This window comes from Halomonas sp. PA16-9, from assembly GCF_009728585.1.
In the GTDB taxonomy this organism is placed as follows: Bacteria; Pseudomonadota; Gammaproteobacteria; order Pseudomonadales; family Halomonadaceae; genus Vreelandella; species Vreelandella titanicae.
The window spans coordinates 1,298,034-1,315,157 of the sequence record NZ_CP040451.1; the positions used below are offsets into that span (position 1 = coordinate 1,298,034).

General features: G+C 51.7%; 22 protein-coding genes. 16 read left to right on the top strand and 6 right to left on the bottom strand.

Annotated elements, in window-relative coordinates; genetic code table 11:
• Positions 1 to 9 precede the first annotated feature (9 nt).
• Both ilvY and FDY98_RS29355 read left to right on the top strand, forming a co-directional pair.
• A complete protein-coding gene (gene ilvY, locus FDY98_RS05920; RefSeq protein WP_027959827.1) occupies positions 10 to 888 on the top strand; it encodes an HTH-type transcriptional activator IlvY in 879 nt (292 codons plus the stop codon).
• A gap of 224 nt (positions 889 to 1,112) precedes the next feature.
• Entirely contained in the window at positions 1,113 to 1,580 is a 468-nt protein-coding gene (locus FDY98_RS29355; RefSeq protein ID WP_442905397.1) for a GNAT family N-acetyltransferase, read from the top strand.
• On the opposite strand, the gene FDY98_RS05925 is transcribed toward FDY98_RS29355, so the two are convergent.
• The gene (locus FDY98_RS05925) at positions 1,491 to 2,360 is read right to left on the bottom strand and encodes a LysR family transcriptional regulator (protein WP_035538572.1); all 870 of its coding nucleotides are present in this window, start codon (positions 2,358 to 2,360) and stop codon (positions 1,491 to 1,493) included. The two genes, FDY98_RS29355 and FDY98_RS05925, sit on opposite strands and share 90 nt — an antisense overlap.
• A gap of 115 nt (positions 2,361 to 2,475) precedes the next feature.
• Here FDY98_RS05925 and FDY98_RS05930 point away from each other — a divergent pair, with 115 nt between their 5' ends.
• The 5 genes from FDY98_RS05930 to FDY98_RS05950 all read left to right on the top strand — a co-directional run bounded on the left by FDY98_RS05930 (position 2,476) and on the right by FDY98_RS05950 (position 5,992).
• Positions 2,476 to 2,904, top strand: a complete 429-nt coding sequence (locus FDY98_RS05930) for a DoxX family protein (RefSeq protein WP_035538570.1) — start codon at positions 2,476 to 2,478, stop codon at positions 2,902 to 2,904.
• Complete coding sequence (locus FDY98_RS05935) at positions 2,901 to 3,581, top strand: glutathione S-transferase family protein (RefSeq protein ID WP_027959825.1); 681 nt, start codon at positions 2,901 to 2,903, stop codon at positions 3,579 to 3,581. Before FDY98_RS05930 ends, FDY98_RS05935 begins: the two co-directional genes overlap by 4 nt.
• Before the next feature lie 314 nt (positions 3,582 to 3,895).
• The gene (locus tag FDY98_RS05940) at positions 3,896 to 4,261 is read left to right on the top strand and encodes a TfoX/Sxy family protein (RefSeq protein ID WP_027959824.1); all 366 of its coding nucleotides are present in this window, start codon (positions 3,896 to 3,898) and stop codon (positions 4,259 to 4,261) included.
• A gap of 282 nt (positions 4,262 to 4,543) precedes the next feature.
• A complete protein-coding gene (locus tag FDY98_RS05945) occupies positions 4,544 to 5,308 on the top strand; it encodes an SDR family oxidoreductase (protein ID WP_027959823.1) in 765 nt (254 codons plus the stop codon).
• A gap of 147 nt (positions 5,309 to 5,455) precedes the next feature.
• Positions 5,456 to 5,992, top strand: coding sequence for a YdeI/OmpD-associated family protein (locus tag FDY98_RS05950; RefSeq protein ID WP_027959822.1), 537 nt, complete (start codon positions 5,456 to 5,458; stop codon positions 5,990 to 5,992).
• A gap of 86 nt (positions 5,993 to 6,078) precedes the next feature.
• Here FDY98_RS05950 and FDY98_RS05955 read toward each other — a convergent pair whose 3' ends face one another.
• Entirely contained in the window at positions 6,079 to 6,660 is a 582-nt protein-coding gene (locus FDY98_RS05955; protein ID WP_340146785.1) for an FMN-dependent NADH-azoreductase, read from the bottom strand.
• Positions 6,661 to 6,886: 226 nt separating this feature from the next.
• Here FDY98_RS05955 and FDY98_RS05960 point away from each other — a divergent pair, with 226 nt between their 5' ends.
• Entirely contained in the window at positions 6,887 to 7,735 is an 849-nt protein-coding gene (locus tag FDY98_RS05960; RefSeq protein ID WP_027959820.1) for a LysR family transcriptional regulator, read from the top strand.
• Between the two features lie 180 nt (positions 7,736 to 7,915).
• Here FDY98_RS05960 and FDY98_RS05965 read toward each other — a convergent pair whose 3' ends face one another.
• Positions 7,916 to 8,845: an aminotransferase class IV family protein gene (locus FDY98_RS05965; protein WP_340146786.1), complete on the bottom strand. Its 930-nt coding sequence runs from the start codon at positions 8,843 to 8,845 to the stop codon at positions 7,916 to 7,918.
• Positions 8,846 to 8,970: 125 nt separating this feature from the next.
• On the opposite strand from FDY98_RS05965, the gene FDY98_RS05970 reads away from it, so the two are divergent.
• The gene (locus tag FDY98_RS05970) at positions 8,971 to 9,276 is read left to right on the top strand and encodes a MerR family transcriptional regulator (RefSeq protein ID WP_340146787.1); all 306 of its coding nucleotides are present in this window, start codon (positions 8,971 to 8,973) and stop codon (positions 9,274 to 9,276) included.
• 118 nt (positions 9,277 to 9,394) lie between these two features.
• On the opposite strand, the gene FDY98_RS05975 is transcribed toward FDY98_RS05970, so the two are convergent.
• Positions 9,395 to 10,495, bottom strand: a complete 1,101-nt coding sequence (locus FDY98_RS05975) for an MFS transporter (protein ID WP_196518166.1) — start codon at positions 10,493 to 10,495, stop codon at positions 9,395 to 9,397.
• Positions 10,496 to 10,723: 228 nt separating this feature from the next.
• Between FDY98_RS05975 and FDY98_RS05980 the strand changes: the two genes are divergently transcribed.
• Together FDY98_RS05980 and FDY98_RS26035 are read left to right on the top strand one after the other, a co-directional pair.
• A complete protein-coding gene (locus FDY98_RS05980; RefSeq protein ID WP_196518167.1) occupies positions 10,724 to 11,362 on the top strand; it encodes a cupin domain-containing protein in 639 nt (212 codons plus the stop codon).
• Positions 11,353 to 11,655, top strand: a complete 303-nt coding sequence (locus FDY98_RS26035) for a helix-turn-helix domain-containing protein (RefSeq protein ID WP_196518168.1) — start codon at positions 11,353 to 11,355, stop codon at positions 11,653 to 11,655. Before FDY98_RS05980 ends, FDY98_RS26035 begins: the two co-directional genes overlap by 10 nt.
• A gap of 52 nt (positions 11,656 to 11,707) precedes the next feature.
• On the opposite strand, the gene FDY98_RS05985 is transcribed toward FDY98_RS26035, so the two are convergent.
• Positions 11,708 to 12,496 carry a helix-turn-helix transcriptional regulator gene (locus FDY98_RS05985; protein ID WP_022520558.1) on the bottom strand — a complete coding sequence of 263 codons (789 nt, stop codon included), beginning with the start codon at positions 12,494 to 12,496 and terminating at the stop codon, positions 11,708 to 11,710.
• A 93-nt stretch (positions 12,497 to 12,589) separates the two neighbouring features.
• Between FDY98_RS05985 and FDY98_RS05990 the strand changes: the two genes are divergently transcribed.
• The 5 genes from FDY98_RS05990 (at position 12,590) to FDY98_RS06005 (ending at position 16,217) form a co-directional block, all read left to right on the top strand.
• Positions 12,590 to 14,155: an MFS transporter gene (locus tag FDY98_RS05990; RefSeq protein ID WP_081742629.1), complete on the top strand. Its 1,566-nt coding sequence runs from the start codon at positions 12,590 to 12,592 to the stop codon at positions 14,153 to 14,155.
• A 205-nt stretch (positions 14,156 to 14,360) separates the two neighbouring features.
• Positions 14,361 to 14,819: a carboxymuconolactone decarboxylase family protein gene (locus FDY98_RS05995; protein WP_027959817.1), complete on the top strand. Its 459-nt coding sequence runs from the start codon at positions 14,361 to 14,363 to the stop codon at positions 14,817 to 14,819.
• Between the two features lie 66 nt (positions 14,820 to 14,885).
• Positions 14,886 to 15,134 carry a Rid family hydrolase gene (locus FDY98_RS26040; RefSeq protein ID WP_196518170.1) on the top strand — a complete coding sequence of 83 codons (249 nt, stop codon included), beginning with the start codon at positions 14,886 to 14,888 and terminating at the stop codon, positions 15,132 to 15,134.
• 45 nt (positions 15,135 to 15,179) lie between these two features.
• Positions 15,180 to 15,314: a hypothetical protein gene (locus FDY98_RS27210; protein WP_269318618.1), complete on the top strand. Its 135-nt coding sequence runs from the start codon at positions 15,180 to 15,182 to the stop codon at positions 15,312 to 15,314.
• Positions 15,315 to 15,329: 15 nt separating this feature from the next.
• Positions 15,330 to 16,217, top strand: a complete 888-nt coding sequence (locus FDY98_RS06005) for a sigma-70 family RNA polymerase sigma factor (RefSeq protein WP_027959816.1) — start codon at positions 15,330 to 15,332, stop codon at positions 16,215 to 16,217.
• A 121-nt stretch (positions 16,218 to 16,338) separates the two neighbouring features.
• On the opposite strand, the gene FDY98_RS06010 is transcribed toward FDY98_RS06005, so the two are convergent.
• Positions 16,339 to 16,905 (bottom strand): manganese efflux pump MntP, encoded by a 567-nt coding sequence (locus tag FDY98_RS06010; protein ID WP_027959815.1) that lies wholly within the window; start codon positions 16,903 to 16,905, stop codon positions 16,339 to 16,341.
• Between the last annotated feature and the right edge of the window lie 219 nt (positions 16,906 to 17,124).

Here is a 17,124-nt window from a genome sequence, read left to right on the forward strand (position 1 = left end):
GGTCTTATTATGAATATTAAACTTTTAAAACAATTCCTTGTCCTGGCAGAAACGCTGCATTTCGGACGCGCCAGCGATGAATGTCATATCAGCATTTCTGCGCTGTCGCGCAACATTCGTCATTTAGAAGACGAGCTGGGTGTACCGCTGTTTAATCGCGACAATCGAACCGTGGCATTGACCCAGGAAGGCCAGAAATTTCTTAAATACGCGCGCGATACCAGCAGCCAGTGGAACTTGATCCGCCATGAGTTAACTGACAACTCTGATCAATTAAGCGGTGAAATCAGCTTGTACGGTTCAGTCACCGCGAGCTACAGTTTTCTGTACGAGCTGCTGCGTCGCTTTCGTATCGCCTATCCTGCGATTGAAATAAAGCTGCGCACGGGGGATCCAGAACACGCGATTGCGCATGTTCTGGACGGTAAAGAAGACCTCAGCATCGCGGCACGCCCCGCAAACTTACCTCGCGGGTTAGCATTCAAGCCCATTGCCACATCGCCTTTGTTATTTATCGCACCACTTGAGCAGCAAGTGCCAAATATTCCCACGACCTCGCCAACCGCACCCGGAGAGTGGGCGAATATCCCGATGATTTTATCTGAAAGCGGTGTCTCAAGAACTCGTGTGGACGAATGGTTTCGCCAACGCGATATTGCCCCGCGCATTTATGCACAGGTCACGGGCAATGAGGCGATTGTAAGTATGGTGAGCTTGGGATTCGGCATTGGCGTAGTGCCAAAAATTGTGCTTGATAACAGCCCATTGAAGGATCGTATTCGGGTGCTTGATGTGAAGCCTGAGCTGGAACCCTACGATATTGGCTTGTTTACGTTAAAGAAAAACTTAAAAAACCCGCTGGTCGATGCATTTTGGAGCTTGATGTAGGCCTGTAAGCCTGGATTCATAGAATAACCCCCTTATAAATCGATTCACTATAGGCTTGAAGATGGCCGAGCGATTGAGGTGCAATTTATAGAAACACAGCATGGCGTTTAGCTCATAGAAACGTTTGAAGTTGAAGATGAATATTCAGCGGATCTGCAAAAGCAGGGTTGGCTCGGTATTCTTAACAATGTTAAGAAGCACGTTGAGAGCAAAAGCAATTAACAATGGGGCTCGCCCTTGAGCGGCTGCTCCAAACAGAATGGCCCGGATATTATGGCGTAGGTAGCCCCGGTAATGCGCGCCGAGATCTTATGGCGTATTCAAACCGCAATCAATTGCCTGTCGGCCTCGTGGCATTTGTCGGCTCGGAACCTTGCGGTGTTGTAGCGCTTAAGTCAGAGTCCATCACAACACACAGACATCTTTCGCCGTGGGTAAGTGGGGGTATGGTCGCACCGCAGTACCGGCGCCACGGTATTGGTGCCTGTATGGCCTCTACCCTTGAGAAGGTAGCCCGCAACCTCGATTTCAAGGCTATCAATATCGATCCCCGGCGTCATCCTGCCCAACGCCGCTTCGGCCCTCTTCACTTTTCCGTGAGATTACAGACGATGGTCTCCGGCAAAGTCGTCTGCCAGGTGGCGCATCACCAGCTTGATGCGTTCCACCTGGCGCAGATCCGGGTGAGTTAGCAGCCACAGGTTCGATGTCTTTCCTGGCGGTAAAGCGAACAGGGCTTCCAGTTCTGGTCTCTGCTGATCGTTCGGCAACAGGGCCAAGCCGTGGCCACTCTGGGCTAGTGAAGACATAGCCACCAGATCGTCGCTGCGCGCCGACACACACTGCGCCAAATTGCGTTCCACCCAGACGAAAGCCGGTAAGTGCTGCATACCACCGCTGGCACCGATTAGGCGATGATGCTGTAAAGCGTCCAAGTCGTCCGGAAAGCCGTATTTTTCCCTGTAGGCCGCACTGCCGTAAACACTCCAACCTATAGACCGCACTTGTCGGCCAACTAGATGCTCTGGCGGAGCATCGGTAACGCGAACTGCAATGTCCGCTTGCCGACTGTTCATATTGACCTCGAGATTACTGACCAACAATTCGACCTTGATATCCGGATAGCTCCGATTGAAGTCGGCTAGATAATCCGGCAGGTACCTGTACGCGAGATTGTTGGGCGCGGTGATCCGTACTTTACCTTTCGGCTGCACGTCGCGACCCGCAATGTGACGCTCCATATCGTTGAAGGCGCCATCGACGCGATTGGCGATATCTCTCAGCTCCTCCCCCAGAGGTGTCAGCGCATAGCCGCCGGACTGGCGTTCGAACAGACGGGAGCCCAGATCCTTCTCGAGGGTGTTCAACCGGCGAAACACGGTCGAATGGTTCACACCCAGCGCCCGAGCCGCGCCAGCCAGAGACCCCGCCTGTTCGATGGCGAGAAATATCTTCAGTGCATTCCAGTCCATCAGGGTTTTTCCCAGTGTTTGCAAAAATGCAATTTTAACTTGCTGGTATCGCGAATTCCATTCGCCAGATGCAAGAGCGATATTGAACCCGAAACCAATGCCAAGGAGAACGCAGATGTTAGACAGATTAACCCCCCAACTGGCCGCCCTGATACTGCGACTATCACTCGGGTTGGTGCTTCTGGCTCACAGCCTCTATCTGAAAATGGTGGTCTTCACTCTGCCCGGTACCGCCGAATTCTTTGACAGTGTCGGCCTGCCTGGCCTGCTGGCGTACGGGGTATTCCTGATCGAAGTCCTGGCCGGAACAGGCCTCATCGCAGGCTGGCACAGCCGGGTATGGGCATTAGCGGTAATACCCGTCTTGTTGGGCGCTACCTGGGTACATGCCGGCAATGGCTGGCTTTTTACCAATACCGGAGGTGGCTGGGAGTACCCGTTGTTTCTGACCGCCATGGCCGTGGTTCAGCTGTGTCTGGGCGACGGACAATATGCGCTCAACGCCCGACAATCTTTTGTTCACCACAAGGAGCCTCACCAATGAGCCCAGAATTCGAACTCATCACCCATGTACTTTGCCCCTACGTACAACGCTCGGTCATTGTGCTGCATGAGAAACAAATTCCTTACCGTCGCACGGACATCGACCTGGCCGACAAGCCGGATTGGTTCCGGCAAATTTCCCCGCTGGGCAAGGTGCCGGTACTGGTGGTCGGAGCACGGCAGTCCTTGTTCGAGTCTGCTGTGATCTGCGAATACCTGAATGAGGTTACTCCGGGCTCACTGCATCCGGAAGATCCATTGGAGCGTGCCGATCATCGCGCCTGGATCGAATTCGGATCCGGCCTGCTGAGCAGCATCGCTCAACTCTATAACGCCCCGACACAGGAGAGGTTCAGTGCCGCGCTCGCGATGTTACGGAAGCGGCTTTTACAACTGGATGAACGGCTGGGCAATGGCCCCTATTTTTCCGGACATAACTTTCGGATCATCGATGCCGTTTATGGCCCGATTTTCAGGTATTTTGACGTATTTGATTCGGTAATAGGGCTGGATTTGTCTCGGGAAGCGGGGAACGTTCAGCGCTGGCAAGGCCATCTGCGATCTCGCGAGTCTATCCGGCAGGCTGTCACCGTTGACTACCCTGAGCGCCTGTTGGCCTATATTCAGAACCGGGGAAGCTATATGTCCACGCTGGTAACAGGCGTGGCTCATGAGTGATTGGGAACTTGCCAGGTCTTATGACTATATTGAGGATGCCGGACACTTGATTATTGAAGAGACGCCTGATGAATTGGTAAAGGAAATTCTGGATTTCACTCAGGCTTAGAAATACGTTGTTAAGAAAAAATTATTTCAAATTCCTAGTGACTGGAAAGTTGATGAAAAATTATTAAGAGATCTAGTAATAGCTCGGCTTGCTGAGCTGGAATGATTTTGACTCAACTTTCGTTTAAAGCGAAGTCAGTCCATTCCAGTCTTAATATTCCATACAATGCTGCTATGCAGTGCGGCTGAAATCGGATTTTAGGGTAATGAAAGCTACCAGCGAATTTATCGCAAACCTCAGCGACGTATTTGCGCTATTTGGTGCAATAGAAACTAAGCGCATGTTTGGAGGATATGGCGTTTATCGCGATGGTCTTATGTTTGCGCTCGTCGCCGATGATGTTCTTTACCTCAAAGCGGATGAAAGTTCGGTAGGCTCCTTTATCGAATTGGGCATGGAGCAGTTTGAATACGAGAAGAGGGGTAAAAGGGTGAAAATGGCTTATTACGCTGCACCCGAGGAAATCTTTGAAAATCCAGTTCATGCCAGGGAATGGGCCGATCGTGCTTATGAAACTGCATTGCGGGCGAAACGCCTGAAGGGTAAGGCCAGAGTCAAGAAAAGTAAATAGGTAATTATATCTCTATCAAAGAGTAGAATAGACTAAACATCCGTCCAAATTTTCGTTGTAATGACCCATATAAGCCGACACCTTTTAGTTACATCGTGGACTTATTCCGGAGCAGTATAAGCAACGGCTCGCTGCGCCATAACAGGACTCTGATGTAATCAGCATCTGCGTACCCGCGTAATATAGCAAGTTTCGGGTCGGCGCTGGGTAAACGACCTCTTATGATCTTCGCTGTTGGTGGAGGGTTGTTCCTTCTTTTGAACAGTGATGGAGGTCACAAAGATGAAAGTACTCGAAAATAAAGTCGCCATTGTTACTGGTGCCAGCGCAGGCATCGGTTATGCGACTGCCCGACTTTTCGCTAAGGAGGGGGCTACTGTAGTGGTAGCTGCCAGAAGAGAGGCAGAGCTGGATGCGTTGGTCGACGCTATAAAAGAGGAGGGTGGCCAAGCGTTAGCGGTTGCTGGCGACGTAGGTGATGAGGATTTCGCCAGAAAGCTCGTTGACGAGACGCTCGCGAGGTTTGGTCAATTGGACGCGGCATTTAACAACGCAGGCATTTTAGGTGCGATGGGGCCGGTGCCCGAGATGTCGTTGGCCGATTGGAATCAGGTGATCACGACCAATTTAACGAGCGCTTTTCTGGCAGCTAAGTATCAACTGCCGGCCATGCTAACGAGTGGCGGTGGTTCGTTAATTTTCACTTCAACATTTGTTGGCTATAGCGCTGGAATGCCAGGCATGGCTGCTTATGCGGCCAGTAAAGCGGGATTAATCGGGCTGACGCAAGTACTCGCTTGTGAATATGGCTCTGATAACATTCGAGTGAATGCGCTACTACCGGGAGGCACGGATACTGCTGCAGCCAGGGAGTTTGCCAACACTCCCGAAGCATTAGCGTTCGTAGCCAACCTACATGCAATGAAGCGGACGGCAAAGCCTGAAGAGATTGCTCAATCCGCACTCTACCTGGCTTCAGATGCATCCAGCTTTACGACCGGAACGGCACTATTGGCAGATGGTGGAGTATCAATAAATCGCGTCTGAATATAGGGCCTCACTCTGACTATAATCAGGATTAGGGGCCTTGAGCTATGCAGCAGCATGCCACAGGCAGCCCGTTCTGAAGGAGGGGCTGCCCCTTTTGATTGGAGTACTGTTAACTGCCACACTAAAAATAGGATACAAAGAGCTATGACATCTCAGTTTAAAGCAACGCTTCTTCGGCCCGCCAAGCAGGATAGCGATAATTCATGGGCTTTTGTCGTGCTGCCCAAAAGCGTGAGTGAGAAGCTCCCACGGCGAGGCAGGACAACGGTAGAGGGCACTCTCAATACTTATGCCTTCCAGGCTACTCTTGAACCGGACGGCCAATTGAGCCATTGGTTGCGGGTAAGTAAAGAGCTGCTTGAATCGGCAGGCGTTAACAGTGGCGACGATGTCACCTTTGAGATTACGCCCGTAGAGCAGGAGCCTGAACCCGAGGTGCCCGCTGATTTGCAGGATGCCCTTGCAGAGTCTCCAGAAGCTCAAGCCGTTTGGAGCGATACCACGACGATTGCTCGCCTGGACTGGATTCATTGGATTACGTCCGCCAAGCAGTCCAAGACTCGAGCGAAGCGGATTCTCGATGCTTGCGACATGCTTGCTTCTGGAAAGCGCCGCGTTTGCTGCTTCGATCCATCTGGCTATTACAGTAAAGCGTTTAGCCCACCTAAAACGGCAGGTTAGCGTTGCAGTTTCTGTATTACTGTTCAAGATTAATAGCTTTTAAGCAGGGCAGCGCATATTGCACTGCCCTACTACTGCTTAAGGATTTATGCTTTGCTAGCCAAATCAGTCGCTAGTAATCCTGCATTTTTAAGCGCATTAGCAACTGATTCCTGATGCCTTTCGTCCCCAAATTCTTGGTACTCTGACGTTATTTCATAAAATGACTCGACACCCAAGTATCTGCCCAATGTTTTAATGTGTGGCCCGAGGTGATTCATATGCTCACGTTCACCTCCTGGCCCAAACCCAAATTCTCCGCATGAGGTCACTAAAATAAGTGTTTTTCCAGACAAAAGTGGCTCTATAGGATGGTCGCCACGAGCCAAGTCAAAGCTAAATGTTTTATTTATACGCATTACCTGATCGAACCATGCTTTAAGAGGGGCGGGCATGCCGTAGTTGTACATAGGTGAAGATATTAAAATGACATCCGCTTGAGATAACTCGTTAAATAGCTGATCTGATAAAGCCAGTTTTTCGCGTTGCTCAGAACTTTTTCGGTCATCCGGAGTAAACACAGCGCCTATCCAGTCTTGGTCAATGAAAGCTGGTGGATTTAAGCCAATATCACGATAAATGTAATTATCTGTACTTTTAGCAGACCTCCATTTATCAACAAACTGCATAGCAATGCGCTTTGATATTGAGTTGTGGTCGGGGTTTGGGTTGGACGTCTTGCGTACGCTGGCGTCTATATGAAGTAATGTGTGCATAGTGGGCTCGACGGATAGTGATGTGGAGTGGCTATGCTGCCTTTTTGCCAATACTGCGGCAAATGAATAAACTGGCTCGATAGATGAGTAAAACTTACCTATTGAGAAACGAGTTTGAGTCCAAAATGGGAGGCTGGCGGTGAAGGCTTCATTGCAAGCGATTAAGGTGTTTGAAGCAGCAGCTCGACTGGGGAGCTTTAAAGATGCCGCTGAGGAGCTGTCGATAACGCCAGCAGGTGTGTCGCACCACATCAGCAACCTTGAGAGTAGGTTGGGAGTGCGGCTGTTTAACCGAAAAAACCGAAAAGTGATATTAACTTCAGAGGGGCACCAGCTCGCTGAGGCAACAACAGCAGGTCTGCAGAAAATTCAGACTGCGCTAGATAATATAAAGTCAGGGGCATCACGACTGAATGTTGATACCACTTCATCCTTTGCTGCCCTGGTGTTAATTCCGTTATTACATGATTTCAATAAAATCTATCAAAATATTGATGTTGAAATATCAACAGGTGAAGTGGTGGCATCTAAAATTAATGCCCTCTCTATCCGTTTGGGAGACGTAACCCGTGTTGATGAGTCAAGCTTATTGAAAAAAGAACGTTTTAACGTGTATGGAGGCTCTTCTTTTATCAACTCTATCACAGCGGATAAGCCTCCTATTGTCTACCTGACTAAATGGAAGAATAGTAAATTACCGGATTCACCTTGGGAAAGCTGGTTAATGGAAAATGGGGAGTCTCTTCCAAACTTTGAAATAAGATATTTTGATCAGGAGCTCTATGGCGTGTATGAAGCTATTGCTGGGAAAGGGCTGGTGTTTTGTTCAGAGACTCTGGTTTCTGACTTTGTGAAAGCTAACACATTGCAGCCAATGTCGTATCAAGGCGTTGATTCAATGCTGTGTTACTACATCCCGACCCAAAGTTGGCAGCATAGCGCCAAAATGCAGACCTTTGTCGATTGGCTTAAGTCTAAAGTTAATTAAATTTCACATTGTGTTTGCTAAATCTACCCTTATAAGAGTGAGTAAGGCATGGCAATTCAACACATACAAGCGAGCCTACATGCAGGCCCTTGAAAGCCTTTTGTTAAATAAAGGTGCGCTTACCAGCATTGAGCGAGCAACTGGTCTGTTGATTGCAACGTTTGAACGGAAAGGCCGTGTTCACTCTTGTGGTGGCGGGGGGCAATGTGCAATGCACTTTGCCGAAGAGCTTGCTGAGACAACGCTGGAAAATCGATGGTGTTGTCTCAGATTCCGCGCTATATGGAAAGACCCCCTACAACACACTGTTGGGCTCAGCTTGGTAGGCTTTATGAAGCAGACTGATGAACGGGTTATTTCTGCAAAAGCAGTGGTAGCAATGGCAGTGACTGCGATCCCAGGTGTCCATGAATTCATCACCGCGGCACCGGGCAGTTCCTGAAGACGCTCAATGGTGATCTCCTCGTGGCGCTGGGCAATACCGAGGCGGTTCAGTTGGCGTTGAACAATACCCATCATGGTGCCCTGCAATATCGTTGCCTGTGGCCAGATCACCGTCTCACCGTCCCAGAAGGCAAGGTTCCAGATGGTTGCCTCGCTCAATCGCCCATGGCGGTCGACAAAGGCTGCATCGTCGAAGCCCTGGCGCAGAGCTTGATGTAGATAGTAGGTTTTGCCCGCCTCACCAACGTGCTTGATAGAAGCCAGAGGTCGCTCGTGATCTACCCTACTCAGCCTCAACGGCCCTTTAGGGCCATTAGCCGGTGCGCTGCTACGGACGAGCACGTCTGGCTCTGCATCCATGCTGGCCGCGGTGAATTCACCGTGGCTGGAGAAGAGAGTAACCGTTAATGACTGGTCTTTCGGGCCTTCATCAATAGCTGTTCTGATGTAGGAGATTAGCTGCTCTTCGGGAAGCATCTTTCCAAAAAACTCTTTTGACGCTTTCTGCAGACGGGCAAGATGAAGATCTAGCCCTTTGATCTCTCGATCTCGTACCTGCATGGCCGTGAAATGGGCAAACCCTGCAAAGGCCAGGGGTATCAGCTCTGAAAGAGTGGCTGGCTGCCCATTAATATGGGCCTGAAAATTGCTGGCGTTAGTGGACATAGCAGTGACTCCTGATTGAACTTGCAGTGAAGAATCACTACCCTAAACCCTAACAGCGCTGTAAGAGTCAATAGAGTGAAATGAAAATAGGCGAGCTGGCAAAACGCACCGGAGTAAGCATTCGCATGCTGCGCTACTATGAAGCGGAAGGTTTGCTTAAGCCAACGCGCGCCACCAATGGGTACCGTCATTACGGGCAGGGTGAGATTCGCACTGTCGAGCGGATCAAACTGCTCGGTTCAGCAGGCATGACTCTGGCAACCATCAAGCAATTCCTACCGTGTGTGAGAGGGGAGGGCCCAGTCTTCGAGCCCTGTGACGAACTACGCAATGTCTTGCACGAACAAATTGAGTTTGCCGACCAGAAAGCAGCCAAACTGGCCCAAAGCCGTGCCATTCTGGAGAGTTTCCTGTGCGATATTGAACGGTGATGAACAGTGGGTAACGGGAACTGCAAGAGGCATGTAACGCTTGAATCACCGCATTTCCGCTGGGTGGTCTAGTCAACTGAGGAGCCGGGAAGTCTCACTACTCCCGGCTCTCTTGCTATCAGGCCGGGCCTTGTGAGCGTGGCCCAAATGACAGCACAAGCAGGGTTCCCAGGCTGGTAGTGATCAGGGCTAATAGGGGCCCACCCAGCGCGCCGAGGTAATCCACTAGTATGCCGCCGCCTATAGCGCCACTGGCGATAGCAACCTGAAAGGCGGCAACTATCAAGCCCCCTGCAGCTTCAACTTGATCCGGCGCGGCACGAACTATCCAGGTTTGAAATCCGATGGGAAAAGCGCCGAAAGCAAACCCCCACAGTGCGATAGACACGGCAGTAACGCTGGCCAAACTACCCGCGAACAGTAGCGTAATGGTGATCGCAATAATGAGTGCCCCACCAAACATAATGGCGTTGCGCTCGCTACGCTCCGCGATAAATGCACCGGCGAAATTGCCAAAAAAACCACCAATACCAAAGCCGAGCAGTACCGCAGAGATTGCACTGACGGATAATTGCGCCACCTCTTCAAGGAGCGGTCGTATGTAGGTAAATCCGGCAAAATGGCCTGAAATCATCAGCACTACGGCTAACAGCACAACGCGAACCTGCGTGCGTTTAAGCAGTTGGAAGAGAATGCGCAGGCTTGGGTTGTCTTTTGGCGGCATAGCGGGAATGGTGAAAAGCTGAGTCACGAGCGTTATTAGACTAAGGAAACCAGCGGCAATAAACGCACTTCGCCACCCCCAGAGACCACCGATATAGGCGCCCAAAGGTGCTGCACAAACGGTAGCGACAGACACGCCGGTCAAAACAATAGACATGGCGCGTGCAAACAGATTGTCGGGCACCATGCGCATTGCCAGGGCAGCGGCCATCGACCAGAACCCTCCCAAGGCAATTCCCAGCAGTACTCGAGCAAAAATTAAAACAAAAAAGCTATTCGCCGTTGCCGCCAAAGCGTTGGAAACGACAAGCAGCAGCGTTAAAAAAAGCAGCACAAACCTGCGATCAAAATTGTGGGTCAGAAGTGGGATTGTTAGCGCGGCAAGCGCAGCTACTGCAGCAGTAGCCGTGACCGCTTGGCCCGCGGCGCCAACGGAGATGTTGAGATCCGCTGCCATGGCCGTCAGCAGGCTGGCCGGTAAAAATTCGGCAGTCACTAAACCAAAAACCCCAGCGCGAGGCTGACAATGCCCATCCAATTGGCTGAGGTAGGTTCAGCGGTGGGTGTTGCCGTTAGTAATGACGGGCTAGCGGAGCAAGTAGTGTCGTTCATTGCAGGCCTACTAAAGTGTTAGTTGAAGCTGCAGTGTAAAATTAAGGGTTTGGCTTTTCTATGATATAAAATCCGTAAAGAATGACTATTTGTCCAAACCGGGTTCATTAATATGCGCGACACCTTAACTGAAATTCTGCTCGGCCTGCGCCTTGAGGGCGTGGAGTATGGGCGCTGCCTGCTGCGCGCCCCTTGGGCCGTCGCAACCTCTGCCCAGCCAGCAGCACTTTTTCTTTTTGTGGCTCAAGGCGGGTGTTGGTTGCGTACCGAGACAACCGAGTGGACATACCTGAACGCTGGCGATGCGGTGCTCTTTCCGCGTGGAGCGTCCTACGTAATGGCCAGCTCGCAGGACGTGCCTGCAGTGGATAAGGCTACGTTGGCTCGTAGGCCGGTCTCCGAGAATATTTATCTGGTGAACAGTGAGTCAAAAGAGAGTGATATTGAGCCGGATGTGCTTTTTTGTGGCGCCATGCACTTCAATCTCGACCCGCTACACCCTCTGATTGCGATAATGCCTGACATGATGCGCGCTAGCGATTTGGCTAAACGTGATCCCTCGGTACCTGCCTTATTGGAGGCAATGGAGCGAGAAATTAGCCTGGATCGAATCGGTGCCTGCGGCATACTTGCCCGTTTGGCCGATGTGCTGGCCGCCACTATTATTCGTGCTTGGATTGAGTGTGCCTGCAGCGACTCTAGCGGCTGGATTGCAGCCGTGCGCTGCCCACACTCGGCAAGGTGCTGGTAGCCATCCATACGCAGCCGGAGCGCGATTGGTCAGTCGCCGAGTTAGCGGATGTCATGGGAGCTTCGCGCTCAAGCTTTAACGATAAGTTCAGCCGGATGTTAGGGGTGACTCCCGCCAAGTATGTGGCGCGGGTAAAGATGTTTCAGGCTCGACAGTGGATAGCGCGGGACAATATGCGCATCGCCGTGGCCGCGAACCGGCTTGGCTATGACTCTGAAGCCTCATTCAGTCGCGCGTTCAAACGCATTATTGGACACCCGCCGAGTGAGGCACGTGAAGCAGAGACCGTGTGACGGTTGAGTCTTCTCTTCAATATTCCGTGAAAGAAGATGGCATAGGAACGATTTAGCTGTCGAAGTAAACAACCATCTTGAGATGACGGTGCTCATCAACGATTAGCGTCTCATGGGTATAAGTATGATGCCCGCCCTCTGTATCGAGGAGGCTGCTGATTCCTCGATGGTAGCCTTCCATACTTGAAGCTTCCCACCAGCGCCGAAAGTCTGGAGATAACTGACAAAGCTCGTCGATCAGCGTTTGCATGATCGGGTCTTCAGGGGCGACAGCTAAGTCACAACGAAACTGCGCCAGCATATGCGAGGCATCCAGTTGCCAGTCAGGAAGTCGTCGGCGTAGATCGGGGGCGGTAAATACCATCCTTAGCAGGTTGCGTTCAGACGCCTCTCGGCTGCTGAACTGAAGTAGCTTATCGGCCTGCGCATTCCAGCCAATAACATCCCAGCGCAGGTTCATGACGTAGCTAGGGCGAGAGAGATCATCCATCAGCGATCGTATCCGGGGAGATATGCTCTGCTCTTGATACGCTTCTGCTGGCGGCGCTCGGCGGTGTGCCAACAGAAAAAGATGACAGCACTCGGCATCATCCAGTTTCAGGGCACGGGAGATATTGAGCAGGAAGCGTTCGGAGACCTTAATGTCACGGCCCTGCTCAAACCACGTGTACCAAGTCAGTCCTACCCCAGCAAGCGCCGCAACCTCTTCTCGCCTTAGGCCCGGTGTACGCCTTCGCCCGCTGGTGGGAAGTCCAACGTCCGCGGGCGTCAATTTGCGACGATGCCGCAGCATGAATTCGGTGAGATCACTCTGTGTTCGTTCAAGCCTATGATTCGACATGCTATTACCTTTGGTAATAGGATAATTGGCTATATTGTAACCCCATATTGAGTGTCTGAGAATGCCTGCTTCCATGATGAAGTCGGAGGCTACATGTCATTCAATTGTGATGTTCACACCCCTCTCTATACGGTTGCAGGAGGACGGCCTTATAACAAGGCTGGCCTTAAAGAGTGGGCGGGGCTTGCGGTATTGGCACTGCCCACCATGCTGCTTGGGCTCGATGTAACTATTCTCTACTTGGCGCTTCCAGCCCTGGCGGTAGAGCTACAGCCAAGCAGTACCCAGGCGCTGTGGATTATGGACGCCTACGGCTTCATGATCGCCGGTTTTCTGATCACTATGGGCACGCTAGGGGATCGGATTGGCCGGCGTCGGCTACTGATGATGGGAGCCTCTGCGTTTGCGGTCGCGTCGGTGTTTGCAGCTTATGCATCCAATGCCGAGTGGCTCATTGTGGCGCGGGCAGCACTGGGTATTGCCGGAGCAACCCTGATGCCTTCTACGTTGGCCCTGATTAGCAATATGTTTTTTGATTTGCACCAGCGGGCACTGGCGATCGGTATATGGGCAACCATGTTCGCACTGGGTATGGCGTTAGGCCCGGTGGTCGGTGGGTTGCTGTTAGCACCCTTTTGGTGGGGAGCCGCTTTCCTAATTGCCGTGCCCATCGTCATCATACTGTTGTTAACTGCCCCATTACTCCTGCCGGAGTACCGTAACCCACAGGCAGGCCGTCTGGATCTTTTGAGTGTTCTGTTGCTGTTGATAGCAATTTTGCCAAGTATCTATGCCATAAAGGAGTTCTCTAAAGCAGGATTGACGCCACTGGTATTGGTTACTCTCGCACTAGGCGTAGTGGGAACACTGTTCTTTGTGCGTCGCCAAAAGCAGCTTCTCGATCCACTGCTTGATCTCAAACTGTTTGCCAGTAAAACCTTCACTGCCGCCCTTTTTATACTCCTGATAGGGCTGGTGGGCGTGGCGGGAATGATGCTCTTAGTTACCCAATATCTTCAGCTAGTGGCGGGCTACACGCCGCTGATTGCTGGGTTGTGGATGGGGCCGCCAGCGCTGATGATGGTACTAGCCGGTATCCTTGCCCCTATCTTTGCGCGCCGAATTCGGCCAGCGTTTGTTATTGCTTTAGCGTTTATGCTTTCAAGCATCGGTTGTGGTTTTCTGGCTCAAGTAGACCCACTCTCCGTTCAGGTACTCCAGGTCGTAATCGGATTTTCACTGGTATACCTGGGGCTGGGTACCATCGCCGCGCTGGGCACAGACTTGGTGGTAGGGTCTGCACCTCCGGAAAAAACCGGGTCTGCATCGTCGATGTCCGAGATGGTTCAAGAGTTGGGGGTGGCACTAGGCGTAGCACTTCTCGGCAGCATGGCGACCCTGTTGTATCGCGTGCAGATTGCCAGTGCGATCCCTAACGGGATGCCAGACGATATCTCCCGTGCCCTTGGAGAAAGCTTGTGGGCAACAACGTCAGTTGCTGAACGACTTCCCGATGGGATACTTGAACAAGCCCAGTCTGCGTTTACGCAAGGTATGAATATGGCCGCCGTAGTAAGTGGCGCCACCCTTTTGGCGCTTGCGTTGATATCAGCCGTTACTCTACGGCATGTGAAAGCCGTTGGAAAAGAGAGTGATTGAGTGGCCCACAGGGTAGGGGAGATAGCGATAAGTATCCGAAATGCCCTGGCCACTAGCCAATGCTTTGGCGTACTCCTCGTCTCCCAGGCGTTTTATTTTCTAAATTATTTCTCACCATGTCACAAACATTAAGGCTGTTCCGTCTACCTCTGTAGAACGACCGGTGGATAGCTTTCCACTCCATATAAAACAGAGGAGCAAGACAATGGAAACACGCCTGAACGCCTTTAAAGCCTCTCAAGAGGGCATTACCGCGATGACTAAGCTAGAGGAGTACGTTCGCCACTGTGGACTGGAGTTTAGTCTGATTGAGCTAGTTAAAACACGCGCCTCTCAGATCAATGGCTGTGCATTTTGCCTGCATATGCACACCAGCGATGCCCGCGCAGCGGGTGAGAGCGAGGCACGCCTTTACCTGCTGTCTGCCTGGCGCGAGTCCACTCTCTATACGCCACGGGAACGGGCGGCGTTGGCCTGGACCGAGGCATTGACAAAGCTACCCGACACAGGCGCTCCTACGAAGGATTACGAGCAGGGCGTGGCGAATTTTACCGAGAAAGAGTTCGTTGACCTTACCTTACTGATTGGAGCGATTAACGTCTGGAACCGCATTAGTGTGGGGTTTCGTTCGCTTCATCCGAATGAAACCCAAAGCCGTCAGTAATCAGAGCTGAGGGTTAGTGGTATGTTTTGTTGCATCATAAAACGCTTTAAATGGGGAATTATCGCTATGGCGCTGAACACAGCTCACGCAGGTGGAGTGACAACAACCATCGTCAATTCTGATGAACTTTATGATCCTGCACCTAACGGCTATAGCCACGCGGTGGTTGCCAGCGGAGGCAGCCGGGTTGCCTACATTGCCGGTCAGGGAGGCGAAAATGCCCAGGGAGTACTGCCTGAGTCGTTTGCGGATCAAGTTGCCCAAGCTTATCGCAACCTTAGAACTGTGTTGCAAGAACTTGATGCGAGCCCGTAACAGGTTACTCGTATTAACACCTATGTCGTCAATTATGATCCTTCGATGTTGGAGGTTATGACCCGCTATGTGAAGGAGACCTTTGGCGATGCGCTGCCTGCGCAAACACTTGTGCCGGTACCGCGGTTAGCGCTGGATGGTATGTTGTTTGAAGTTGACGCGACCGCCGTTCTTGAGTAACGGGAGTCAGGCACCATGACGGAACAATTCGCGCGCCAGTTTAATCACTGGCGCCGTTATCTGACCGGTATCGCCTATCGAATGCTGGGTTCGGTGAGCGAAGCGGAGGATGTGGTACAGGATGCCTACCTGCGCTGGCATGATGCTGACCACCTTTCGGTGAACGATGTGCGTGCCTACCTGACCACTGTCACCAGCCGGCTTTGTCTTGACCGCCTTAGGGTAGCTCATCGGCAACGGGAGGTTTATGTGGGCCCCTGGTTGCCTGAACCGCTGGTGGAAACGCTGGATACTCCGGTAGACCCCGAGGCGCTAGCCAGCGATGTCTCTTTCGCCCTGATGCTGGCGCTGGAGCGGCTGTCGCCTTTGGAACGGGCTGCTTTCCTACTGCACGATGTGTTCGGGCTGGATTTTGGTCAGGTCGCCATCAGCCTCGAACGTAGTGAAACAAGCTGTCGCCAACTTGCCAGCCGGGCTCGCAAAAAGGTGCGGGCCGCACGCCCGCGCTATCAGGTGGCGGCTGGAGAGCACAGCCAACTGACCCAACGCTTCTTTGAAGCAGCACGCAGTGGCGACGTCACCGAATTGAAGGCTTTGTTGAGCGCCAGCGCGACGCTGCATGCCGATGGAGGCGGCAAGAGAGTTGCTGTACGCAGACTCATTATCGGCGCAGATAAAATAAGCCGGTTCTTTGCAGGCTTGGCCCACAAGTCGACGTCATCCAACCCTTGCTGGGTAAGTCATGTAATTGTCAATGGGCTTCCGGGGTGGTTAACGATCGAACACGATGGGCTACCTCAGGTCATGACTCTGGAGGTCGTGGATAGTCGTATCCAGGCACTTTACGTTGTGCGTAATCCGGATAAATTATGCCACTTGGCTGACCAGCTACCGCAGCTTTAGTCTTTAGTTAAGTAAATAGATTTTTCTCAAGCTTTTCTTTTACGACAGCTTCATGTGTAAAAGCTCAATCGCTTAAGAAGGACTTTCAGGTTTAAAAGAGGTCAAGGTTATAAATTGCTGGTTAAGCATTAAAAAAAGCTGTGTGCTCGGCCAATACTGCTAAGCCAATTCCGATTAGCACAATACCGCCGATAAGTTCTGCCCAGTGACCGACGAACTTGCCAAGCTTATTGCCCAGAAAAGTGCCTATAGAGGCCATTACCGTAGTAGCGAGGCCGATAGCTAGGCTGATGGCGATGATATTGGCATCGATAAAGGCGAGGCTGGCGCCCACAGCCATGGCATCAATGCTGGTTGCTGTGGCGGTCAACACCAATAACCAGAGCGTCTGTTTGCGATGCTCTATCTTGTCTTCCTTTTTGAGCCCGGCATGCATCATGTGAAGGCCGATAAGCGTCAGCAGGGTAAAGGCCACCCAGTGATCCCAGGCTTGCACATACTGCTGAGATGCCTTGCCCGCTACCCAGCCGAGTACCGGGGTAATGGCTTCGATCACACCAAAGACCAGGCCAATCCCGATGGCGTGACGATACCGTGGCTTTTGCAGCTCGGCGCCTTTGCTGATGGAGGCGGCGAAGGCATCCGCCGACATGGATACGGCCAGAAACAGCAGGGTAATCGGTGTCATGGAGTGTGAACTCGCTCGCTGGAAAAGTACCGCGCACATTTACCCAGTGGCAGAGTAGTAATACTATGCTTGAGTGTAAAAGTCGGGTATTCAATAGCGATGAATCCTACCACGATTTATTAAACAAACAAGACAGAGTCTTAAAAATTAAGTTTGTAATAGTGAACTAATATAGCCTTGGCTAACAATGTGTGTGTTAGCTGATTTTGTTTGCTTTTA

Coding starts and splice junctions, on each gene's coding strand:
- ilvY (WP_027959827.1), top strand. CDS start 10: ATGAATATTAAACTTTTAAAACAATTCCTTGTCCTGGCAGAAACGCTG.
- FDY98_RS29355 (WP_442905397.1), top strand. CDS start 1,113: ATGGGGCTCGCCCTTGAGCGGCTGCTCCAAACAGAATGGCCCGGATAT.
- FDY98_RS05925 (WP_035538572.1), bottom strand. CDS start 2,360: ATGGACTGGAATGCACTGAAGATATTTCTCGCCATCGAACAGGCGGGG.
- FDY98_RS05930 (WP_035538570.1), top strand. CDS start 2,476: ATGTTAGACAGATTAACCCCCCAACTGGCCGCCCTGATACTGCGACTA.
- FDY98_RS05935 (WP_027959825.1), top strand. CDS start 2,901: ATGAGCCCAGAATTCGAACTCATCACCCATGTACTTTGCCCCTACGTA.
- FDY98_RS05940 (WP_027959824.1), top strand. CDS start 3,896: ATGAAAGCTACCAGCGAATTTATCGCAAACCTCAGCGACGTATTTGCG.
- FDY98_RS05945 (WP_027959823.1), top strand. CDS start 4,544: ATGAAAGTACTCGAAAATAAAGTCGCCATTGTTACTGGTGCCAGCGCA.
- FDY98_RS05950 (WP_027959822.1), top strand. CDS start 5,456: ATGACATCTCAGTTTAAAGCAACGCTTCTTCGGCCCGCCAAGCAGGAT.
- FDY98_RS05955 (WP_340146785.1), bottom strand. CDS start 6,660: ATGCAGTTTGTTGATAAATGGAGGTCTGCTAAAAGTACAGATAATTAC.
- FDY98_RS05965 (WP_340146786.1), bottom strand. CDS start 8,845: ATGTCCACTAACGCCAGCAATTTTCAGGCCCATATTAATGGGCAGCCA.
- FDY98_RS05970 (WP_340146787.1), top strand. CDS start 8,971: ATGCTGCGCTACTATGAAGCGGAAGGTTTGCTTAAGCCAACGCGCGCC.
- FDY98_RS05980 (WP_196518167.1), top strand. CDS start 10,724: ATGCGCGACACCTTAACTGAAATTCTGCTCGGCCTGCGCCTTGAGGGC.
- FDY98_RS05985 (WP_022520558.1), bottom strand. CDS start 12,496: ATGTCGAATCATAGGCTTGAACGAACACAGAGTGATCTCACCGAATTC.
- FDY98_RS05990 (WP_081742629.1), top strand. CDS start 12,590: ATGTCATTCAATTGTGATGTTCACACCCCTCTCTATACGGTTGCAGGA.
- FDY98_RS05995 (WP_027959817.1), top strand. CDS start 14,361: ATGGAAACACGCCTGAACGCCTTTAAAGCCTCTCAAGAGGGCATTACC.
- FDY98_RS26040 (WP_196518170.1), top strand. CDS start 14,886: ATGGCGCTGAACACAGCTCACGCAGGTGGAGTGACAACAACCATCGTC.
- FDY98_RS27210 (WP_269318618.1), top strand. CDS start 15,180: ATGTTGGAGGTTATGACCCGCTATGTGAAGGAGACCTTTGGCGATGCG.
- FDY98_RS06005 (WP_027959816.1), top strand. CDS start 15,330: ATGACGGAACAATTCGCGCGCCAGTTTAATCACTGGCGCCGTTATCTG.
- FDY98_RS06010 (WP_027959815.1), bottom strand. CDS start 16,905: ATGACACCGATTACCCTGCTGTTTCTGGCCGTATCCATGTCGGCGGAT.